Here is an 8,492-nt window from a genome sequence, read left to right on the forward strand (position 1 = left end):
AAAATTTGGTCAGGTTATTGTAATTCAATCTGCGGAATATGGATTAGATATAACAGCCGTAGAAACTGTTATTCAGGAATTACCTCTTTGGAGGTAATTTTTTTTATTTCTGCTCAAAAGTTTTCAATTCAAAATCATTCTGAAAAACACCATACGTGAAGTAAGAAATCCAGTCTCCAAGATTGATATATTTTGACTTTTGTTCTAAATCTAAAACCATCGGCAAATGGCGATGACCGTAGATAAAGTAGTCGATCTTTTCGGTTTTCAGCTTTTCTTTAGAATAAATAATCAAAAACTCTTTGTCTTCTCCCAAAAAAGCTTTGTCTTCATCTCCGGAAATCATTTTGTTTTTCTGAGACATATACAGTGCAATCTTCATCGCAATATCCGGATGCAGCCATTTGAAAAACCATTGTGCAACAGGATTGGTAAAGACTTTTTTCATTCTTTTGTATCCTTTATCACCAGGTCCCAAACCGTCACCGTGAGCCAGCAGAAACTGTTTTCCTGCAATTTCGAAATATTGCTTTGTGTAAAATACCGTGCAGCCAATTTCTTCCTCCAGATAATCTTTCATCCAAAGATCATGATTTCCCACAAAAAAGTACACGTGAATCCCACTGTCTTTCAACTCAGCAATTTTTCCGAGAACACGCACATATCCTTTCGGAATTACGTGTTTCCATTCGTGCCAGAAATCAAACAGGTCGCCCATCAAAAACAAAACCTGAGCATCTTCTTTGATCTCATTCATCCAACGGATAAATTTTTCTTCCCGAATTTTACTCTGTTTCGTATCAGGCGCACCAAAGTGCTGATCTGAAGCAAAATATACTTTTTTTCCGGGTTCTAAATGAATGGTCGTCTTTAGCACTTTTCTATATTAAATTCGGAAATTTTATTGATTATCTTCTGCAAACCATTCTCCATAAGAGTTTTCAGTTTCGTGAAGCTTTAAATATGCTAAAGAAACATCAGCAGGAAGTTTTGATTTTATTTTTGCAGCGATGGCATACAACATATTTTCGCAAGTCGGCTGAAAGTTGCAGTAAATAACTTTCTGACCTTTATTTTCTAATTCTTCACCCATTTCTCTGTGCGGAGAAACACCGTTGATCAATACAGAATGATCCCAGACATCAACAATTTCAGCTTTCACGATCGCCTTAATATCTCCAAAATCTACCACCATTCCGTTCTTAGGATTTTCCAGATCATTGATTGGTTTTCCCTTTACCGTAACGAAAAGTTTATAGGAATGTCCGTGCATATTTTTACATTTCCCATCATAGTTGTACAGAACGTGAGCAGTCTCGAATGTAAAAATTTTTGTAATACGTATCATAGTGCAAAGATAGAGATTTTGATTAGAAAATTGGAATTTCATCCGCACCGCTTTTGTATTGAATTTTTTATTACATTTATATTCAAACACACACAGATGATTTTAGATTTACTCTTCCCCAACCGTTGTATTCACTGCAACAGAATCATTGATGGACATCTGATTGTCTGTGACATCTGCTTTGAACAGATTCACTTTACCCATTTTGATTATTCTTCAGAGAACAGCTTAAAAGAAAAATGTAAACTTCTGTTTCCTATTGAGAATGCTTATGCTTTGATGCAGTTTGAACAGGAAAATCTAAGCCGCAAAATCATTCATCAATTAAAGTACAGAAGTCGGGAGAAGACAGGAAAGATTCTTGCAGATTGGGTAACAGAAAATTTAGATTTCAAAAACAAAAAACCTGATTTGTTGGTAAGTGTTCCACTCCATCCAAAGAAAGAAAAGGAAAGAGGCTACAATCAGCTGCATCTGTTTACGAAAACTCTTTCTGATTTTTATGGAATTCCTTTTGAACATCATTTGCTGAATCGAAATCATTATTCAAAAGCACAGGCATTAAAAGATAAAAAGCACCGTTTGGAAACTCAAAATACTTTTTCCCTGACCAAAAAGATTTCAAATCAGCACATTCTGCTGATCGATGATGTTTTCACGACCGGAAATACTTTAGCAACGATTGCGTGGGAAGTTTTAAAAGAAGGGAATAATAAAGTGAGTATTTTGGTAATGGCAGTTGATGAATAATAATCTAATCTACGTTTTGATTTTATTCAAAATCTAAGTTTAGAGAAATAAATCTTTTGAAAATTGTATTTTTAGCGTTTTCAAAAAAAAATAGACAAAATAAACACACCATGAATTTTGAAAATTATACTAAAGAAGCAAAAATTATCGATTTAGTTGTCGCCAATAAAGTTGCTCTGAAATATTTTTCTGTTTTCAGTTTGGTTTTCGGGCTCCCGTATTATCTGCTGTGGGGATTTAATTTATCTTCATTCCTGATGAAAAATCATTTACTAAGCGCTATCCTTCCATTCCTGGTATTGCTTTTAGGCATCATTGTTCATGAGTTAATTCATGGAGTTTTCTTTTCAATTTTCGCTTCAAAGGGTTTCAAATCAATAAAATTTGGAATTCTGTGGAAAATGCTGACACCTTACTGTCACTGCAGAGAACCCTTAAAAATAAAACAGTACATCATCGCTCTTTTGGCACCACTGATTATATTAGGAATTGTTCCTGCCATAATAAGCTTATTCATCGGTAATTTACCGCTACTGGTTTTTGGAATCTTCTTCTCAGGAGCCGCCGCTGGTGATCTAATGATCTACTCTTTAATTAAAAAAGAAAATCATGAAGATTACGTTCTGGATCATCCGTCAGAAGCTGGTTACTATATTTTCAGGAAGAAAATAAGTACATAACTTTAGAACCTGCTTAAATTTCATCAAAATTATTTCCCCGACCCTTAAGTGAGTAATTTTGATGAAATTTTCAAGGCGTTTTTACACCTTTTAGGGTGGAAAAAAAAAAAAAAAATGCTTTGAAAATTTTATTTTTTAATCATTTTTAAACAGCCTCTTAAATTGGTAATTTATCGCTGCAGTTTTTCTCCGTAGCTCAAATCTCCGGCATCTCCTAAACCTGGAGTAATATATCCTTTCGCCGTTAAATTTTCATCGATAGCTCCAACCCAGATTTTTGCCTGTGGATAGGCTTTTTCAATTGTTTCAACACCTTGTTTTGACGCGATCGCCGCAACGATGTGCAGTTGGGAAGGAGTTCCGTTAGTCAGTAAATCTTTGATCGCTTCAATCAAAGAAGCTCCGGTCGCCAACATGGGGTCTGCAACAATCAAAGGTCGTCCGTCAATATTCGGACAGGTTAAATAATCCTGTTTGATGGAGAAATAATCATTTGCATCATGCTTTCTGTACGCCGCCACAAAACCGCAATCTGCTTTGTCGAAATAATTTAAAATTCCTTCAAACAAAGGAACTCCGGCTCTTAAAATCGTGGTGATTACTGGCTGAACGGCAATTCCCTGTACTTTTATCGTATCCAAAGGAGTCTGAATTTCAATTTCCTTTGTTTCTAAATCTTTCGAGATTTCAAAAGCCGCAATTTCTCCGATGCGCTCCATATTTCTGCGGAACCTCATTCGGTCGTGCTGGATTTCTACGTTTCGAAGCTCGTTAATCCATGAATTTACTAAAGAAAAAGTTTTAGAAAGCTCTAGAGTCATAATATTGATTATTCTGATAACAAAACTATGAAATTTAAAATAAAATCCCTCTCAGAAATTTTCTGAAAGGGATCGTTTTATCATCTTAACCGTGCTTATTACGATTATTTCTGTCTGAAATATATTTCGATAGGAACTCCGGTGAAACCGAATTCTTTTCTCAGCTGATTTTCTGTAAATCTTTTGTATGCTTCTTTCACGTACTGCGGAAGATTACAGAAGAATACAAATTGCGGCGACGGCGTCGGCAACTGTACACAATATTTAATTTTGATATATTTTCCTTTGTTTGCAGGCGGTGGTGTACGCTCGAAAATAGGGAGCATTACTTCATTTAACTTTGAAGTTTTGATTTTCTTCTTACGGTCTTCATATACGACCATTGCCATTTCCACGGCTTTTAAGATTCTCTGCTTCGTTAAAGCGGAAACAAAAAGAATTGGAATATCGCTGAACTGTCCGATTTTATCTCTGATCGACTGCTCGAAATCTCTTACAGTATTGGTTGTTTTATCTTCAATCAAATCCCATTTATTGACAACGATCACGATTCCTTTTCTGTTTTTCTGAGCCAAACCGAAGATGTTCATATCCTGAGATTCCCAGCCTAAGGTTGCATCAACCATAATGATGACAACATCAGAAAATTCGATTGAACGAATCGATCTCATTACGGAATAGAATTCCAAATCTTCATTTACTTTAGACTTACGGCGCATTCCTGCTGTATCAACCAATACAAACTCATGTCCGAATTTATTGTAAAGCGTCTGAATACTGTCTCTTGTAGTTCCTGCAACATCTGTTACAATATTTCTTTCTGCATCAAGCAAAGCATTCGTCAAGGTAGATTTCCCCACATTTGGACGACCTGCAATGGTGATTTTAGGAAGACCTTCAAACGGATCTTTGTAATCTGTCGTCGGGAAATCATTAATTACAGCATCAAGAATTTCTCCCGTTCCTGAACCTGTAGCTGATGACAAAGTGTAGTATTTTTCAATACCTAACTGATAAAATTCTGTAGCAGCCAATTCCTCTTTTGAAGAGTCTACTTTATTAATTACATGATAAACCGGCTTATTTGACCTTCTTAACATTTCGTGAATCTCGTAGTCGGTGTCTGTAAGACCTTCCTCAACGTTCATCATAAAAATAATTGACGTTGCCTCATCAATAGCCAGCTGAACCTGTTTTGAAATTTCTTCCTGAAAAACGTCTTCGCTGTTTACTTCATAACCACCTGTATCGATAACGGTAAAGTCTACTCCGCTCCAGTCAGATTTCCCGTAATGACGGTCTCTGGTAACACCGGAAGTAGAATCTACGATAGCTTCTCTTCTTTCCAGTAAACGGTTAAAAAGTGTGGATTTTCCTACGTTGGGACGTCCAACGATTGCAACAATATTTGACATAAAAAATGTTTAATAACCCTTGAGAGTGCACTCAGGATCAGATTATCAATGGGTTACTCCAACTATTGGAGCCCAATTTTTTTTGCAAAGATAAGGTTTTAAAAATTAAAACACCTATTCATCTTACCTAAACAGTTAATTCACAAACAAATACTCACTATTTTTTACTAAATTTAAGCTTTAGGCACGAGATGTGATTTAATTTAATGTCTTTTAAAATTCATGGTATGAAGAGAATACTTATTATTGTTTTGGTTGCTTTTGTCATCATTCAGTTTTTTCCTATTGATAAAACAAATCCACCTGTAAATGAGGGAATGGATTTTCTGAGAATTAAAAACACTCCGGAAAATACAGCAAATATGATTAAGACTGCCTGTTACGACTGTCATTCCAATGAAACAAAATATCCCTGGTATTCCAGTATTGCTCCATCTTCATGGTTTTTAAAGAACCATATCAACGAAGGACGACAGCATTTAAACTTTTCTATTTTTGCAACCTACGAACCCAAAAGACAGATTCATAAAATGGAAGAATGTATTGAGATGATTGAAAAGAAAGAAATGCCATTAGAATCTTACTACATCGGTCATCAGGATGCGAAGCTGACAGATCAGCAAAGACAGGAACTCATTACCTATTTTAAAAGACAGATAGAGGACACGCAGATAAAAAATGCAATAAAATAATTGAAATCATGGAGGAAAACTGGAAGGACAAACACATTGTATTTTTTGACGGCGAATGTGGCGTCTGCAACTTTTGGGTACAGTGGATTTTGGAAAGAGATCAAAAAGACCAGTTTATGTTTGCATCACTGCAGTCAGAATTCGGGCAAAAATTTCTTTCAGAGCGTGGTCTTGAAACCAAGCAGTTCAATACCATGTATTTGTGGAAGCCTAATTCCTATTATCTTATTAAATCACACGCTGTTTTGAAAATCGCCAATTTATTAGGCGGAATCTACAAATTGTCTGTGCTGGGAAAAATTTTCCCTTCATTTTTTAGAGACAAGATTTACGATAAAATTTCTGAGAACAGGATGAAAATGGCCAATCAGAAATGCTACCTGCCAACTCCTCAACAGAGGAAGAAGTTTATTGAAATTTAATTGGTTGATCATTTAGTGGCTGAAATACAGTAAAAAGCTTTAATTTTTCATTAAATTATGACAAACATTTAAGTTTTTCTGACTGATTTTTTTATTAATCCATATATTTGCACATTATGGAATATAACACTCAAAGAACTCAGCTTAATATGCCGGAATACGGCAGAATCATACAACAGTTGGTTGAGCGTTGCAAAGAGCTTTCTACAAAGGAAGAAAGGAACGAAATGGCAATGGCAATCATTGATTTTATGGGTCAAAGAAACCCACAACTACGAGACGAAGAAAATTACAAACATAAACTTTGGGATCACTTATATATTTTGGCTAAACACGATCTTGATATCGATCCTGTATATCCTTTCCCAACCAAAGAAGAACTTGAGGAAAAACCAAAAAAAATGGAATATCCGAAGCTTCAGGGTGATTTTAAATTTTACGGAAAAAGTATTCTCCAATTAATAGAAAAAGCAATCGAACTGGAACCGGGAGACGAAAAAGAAGCTCTGATCGAAGTGATTGCCAATAATATGAAGAAGTCTTACAATGTTTATAATAAAGAACATGTAACTGATGATGTGATTTTCCGTCATCTGAAAGAACTGTCATCCAACAGGCTTGATTTAACTAATATTGAATCTCTTGAAAAAAGTAAGATCTATTACGCAACCGCAAACCGTAACAATCTGAACAAGAGTAATAACAACAGAAATCAAAGCAATACTAACAACAATATTAACAAAAGAAGATTCACAAATAACAACAATAATAAGAATAGAAGATAATGAGTGGGACATTTCAAATAAGAGGAGGAAAAAGACTGCAAGGTGAAATTACTCCACAAGGGGCAAAAAATGAAGCTCTCCAAATCTTATGTGCGGTTTTGTTAACGGATGAGGAAGTAAGAATTAAAAACATTCCGGATATCCATGATGTCAACAGATTGATTGAGATTTTAGGAGATTTCGGGGTAAAAGTGACTAAAAACGGTCATGGTGACTTTACATTCAAAGCAGACAGTGTCAATTTTGACTATATAAAATCTGACGAATTTAAAAAAGACGGTGCCAAACTTAGAGGTTCGATTATGTTGATGGGCCCAATGTTAGCACGTTATGGTGAAGCGTATATGCCGACTCCGGGTGGTGATAAAATCGGAAGAAGAAGATTAGACACCCATTTCCAGGGATTGGTTGAACTGGGAGCAGAATTTAATTACGATGAAGAAGAATATTTCTATTCATTAAAAGCAAAAGAACTTAACGGAAAATTTATTCTTTTGGAAGAAGCTTCCGTAACAGGAACTGCCAACATTGTAATGGCAGCCGCTTTGGCAAAAGGAAAAACAAGAATCTACAACGCAGCGTGCGAACCTTATCTGCAACAGCTCTGTAAAATGCTGAACAGAATGGGAGCACAGATTTCAGGTATCGGCTCTAATTTATTAACGATTGAAGGAGTTACCCAACTGAACGGAACAGAGCACACGATGCTTCCTGATATGGTGGAAATCGGTTCCTGGATTGGTCTTGCAGCCATGACAAAATCTGAAATTACCATTAAAAACGTGAACTGGAATCAGCTTGGTGTGATCCCGAATACATTCAGAAAACTGGGAATTCAACTTGAGCAGAGTGGAGATGATATCTACATCCCATCTCAGGAACACTATAAAATTCAGAAATTCATTGACGGATCTATTCTTACGATTTCGGATGCACCTTGGCCAGGATTTACACCTGATCTACTTTCTATCATTTTGGTAGTGGCTACGCAGGCGAAAGGAAGTATTCTGGTTCATCAGAAGATGTTTGAATCAAGATTATTCTTTGTTGATAAATTAATCGACATGGGTGCACAGATTATCTTATGCGATCCGCACAGAGCAACCGTAATCGGTTTAAATCAGGAATCGCCACTTCGTGGAACTACGATGGTTTCTCCGGATATCAGAGCCGGAAATGCACTTTTGATCGCAGCATTATCAGCCGAAGGAAAATCTATCATTCATAATATTGAACAAATTGACCGTGGTTATGAAAATATCGACGGAAGACTGAAGGCGATTGGAGCGGATATCGAGAGAATTTAGAAAAAAGCAAATGGGAGCTGGATGATGGAAGTTTTTTGAAGTCTACAGAATCTTAAGAACCTTTAAAAATATTAAAAAGCGTTTGGAATTAATTTTCTGAACGCTTTTTTAATTTTAATTTAAAAATTCAAACACGAATGTCACGGATATTTTTCACGAATAACACAAATAAAATTTCGTTATCAGATGAAGATCTTTTTAAGCTTATTACATCTGTCTTCATATTTTGCTTTGATTGAAGTAATTTTAAAGAGGACAGATCTTAAATAATC

At 35.7% G+C, this 8,492-nt stretch carries 10 protein-coding genes; 6 read left to right on the forward strand and 4 right to left on the reverse strand.

Going from position 1 to position 8,492, the window contains the following annotated elements:
* Window positions 1–103: 103 nt before the first annotated feature.
* Together OMO38_RS16280 and OMO38_RS16285 are read right to left on the reverse strand one after the other, a co-directional pair.
* Complete coding sequence (locus OMO38_RS16280) at window positions 104–877, reverse strand: UDP-2,3-diacylglucosamine diphosphatase (RefSeq protein WP_264751245.1); 774 nt, start codon at window positions 875–877, stop codon at window positions 104–106.
* A 24-nt stretch (window positions 878–901) separates the two neighbouring features.
* Window positions 902–1,348 (reverse strand): 6-pyruvoyl trahydropterin synthase family protein, encoded by a 447-nt coding sequence (locus OMO38_RS16285; RefSeq protein ID WP_047445211.1) that lies wholly within the window; start codon window positions 1,346–1,348, stop codon window positions 902–904.
* A gap of 96 nt (window positions 1,349–1,444) precedes the next feature.
* Between OMO38_RS16285 and OMO38_RS16290 the strand changes: the two genes are divergently transcribed.
* Together OMO38_RS16290 and OMO38_RS16295 are read left to right on the forward strand one after the other, a co-directional pair.
* Window positions 1,445–2,098, forward strand: a complete 654-nt coding sequence (locus OMO38_RS16290) for a ComF family protein (protein WP_264751246.1) — start codon at window positions 1,445–1,447, stop codon at window positions 2,096–2,098.
* Between the two features lie 110 nt (window positions 2,099–2,208).
* Window positions 2,209–2,778: a DUF3267 domain-containing protein gene (locus OMO38_RS16295; RefSeq protein ID WP_264751247.1), complete on the forward strand. Its 570-nt coding sequence runs from the start codon at window positions 2,209–2,211 to the stop codon at window positions 2,776–2,778.
* Window positions 2,779–2,948: 170 nt separating this feature from the next.
* On the opposite strand, the gene upp is transcribed toward OMO38_RS16295, so the two are convergent.
* Window positions 2,949–3,599 carry a uracil phosphoribosyltransferase gene (upp, locus tag OMO38_RS16300; protein ID WP_264751248.1) on the reverse strand — a complete coding sequence of 217 codons (651 nt, stop codon included), beginning with the start codon at window positions 3,597–3,599 and terminating at the stop codon, window positions 2,949–2,951.
* 104 nt (window positions 3,600–3,703) lie between these two features.
* Window positions 3,704–5,014, reverse strand: a complete 1,311-nt coding sequence (gene der, locus OMO38_RS16305; RefSeq protein ID WP_264751249.1) for a ribosome biogenesis GTPase Der — start codon at window positions 5,012–5,014, stop codon at window positions 3,704–3,706.
* Window positions 5,015–5,241: 227 nt separating this feature from the next.
* Between der and OMO38_RS16310 the strand changes: the two genes are divergently transcribed.
* The 4 genes from OMO38_RS16310 to murA all read left to right on the forward strand — a co-directional run bounded on the left by OMO38_RS16310 (window position 5,242) and on the right by murA (window position 8,220).
* Entirely contained in the window at window positions 5,242–5,706 is a 465-nt protein-coding gene (locus OMO38_RS16310; RefSeq protein WP_264751250.1) for a heme-binding domain-containing protein, read from the forward strand.
* Between the two features lie 8 nt (window positions 5,707–5,714).
* Window positions 5,715–6,128 carry a thiol-disulfide oxidoreductase DCC family protein gene (locus tag OMO38_RS16315; protein WP_264751251.1) on the forward strand — a complete coding sequence of 138 codons (414 nt, stop codon included), beginning with the start codon at window positions 5,715–5,717 and terminating at the stop codon, window positions 6,126–6,128.
* Between the two features lie 116 nt (window positions 6,129–6,244).
* On the forward strand, window positions 6,245–6,913 hold the full coding sequence (locus OMO38_RS16320) for a DUF4290 domain-containing protein (protein WP_264751252.1): 669 nt from the start codon (window positions 6,245–6,247) through the stop codon (window positions 6,911–6,913).
* Window positions 6,913–8,220 (forward strand): UDP-N-acetylglucosamine 1-carboxyvinyltransferase, encoded by a 1,308-nt coding sequence (murA, locus tag OMO38_RS16325; protein WP_264751253.1) that lies wholly within the window; start codon window positions 6,913–6,915, stop codon window positions 8,218–8,220. The genes OMO38_RS16320 and murA overlap by 1 nt, the downstream gene beginning before the upstream one ends.
* The last annotated feature ends 272 nt before the right edge of the window (window positions 8,221–8,492 follow it).

Source organism: Chryseobacterium kimseyorum, from assembly GCF_025971945.1.
In the GTDB taxonomy this organism is placed as follows: Bacteria; Bacteroidota; Bacteroidia; order Flavobacteriales; family Weeksellaceae; genus Chryseobacterium; species Chryseobacterium kimseyorum.

Coding starts and splice junctions, on each gene's coding strand:
- OMO38_RS16320 (WP_264751252.1), top strand. CDS start 6,245: ATGGAATATAACACTCAAAGAACTCAGCTTAATATGCCGGAATACGGC.
- upp (WP_264751248.1), bottom strand. CDS start 3,599: ATGACTCTAGAGCTTTCTAAAACTTTTTCTTTAGTAAATTCATGGATT.
- OMO38_RS16310 (WP_264751250.1), top strand. CDS start 5,242: ATGAAGAGAATACTTATTATTGTTTTGGTTGCTTTTGTCATCATTCAG.
- murA (WP_264751253.1), top strand. CDS start 6,913: ATGAGTGGGACATTTCAAATAAGAGGAGGAAAAAGACTGCAAGGTGAA.
- der (WP_264751249.1), bottom strand. CDS start 5,014: ATGTCAAATATTGTTGCAATCGTTGGACGTCCCAACGTAGGAAAATCC.
- OMO38_RS16290 (WP_264751246.1), top strand. CDS start 1,445: ATGATTTTAGATTTACTCTTCCCCAACCGTTGTATTCACTGCAACAGA.
- OMO38_RS16285 (WP_047445211.1), bottom strand. CDS start 1,348: ATGATACGTATTACAAAAATTTTTACATTCGAGACTGCTCACGTTCTG.
- OMO38_RS16315 (WP_264751251.1), top strand. CDS start 5,715: ATGGAGGAAAACTGGAAGGACAAACACATTGTATTTTTTGACGGCGAA.
- OMO38_RS16295 (WP_264751247.1), top strand. CDS start 2,209: ATGAATTTTGAAAATTATACTAAAGAAGCAAAAATTATCGATTTAGTT.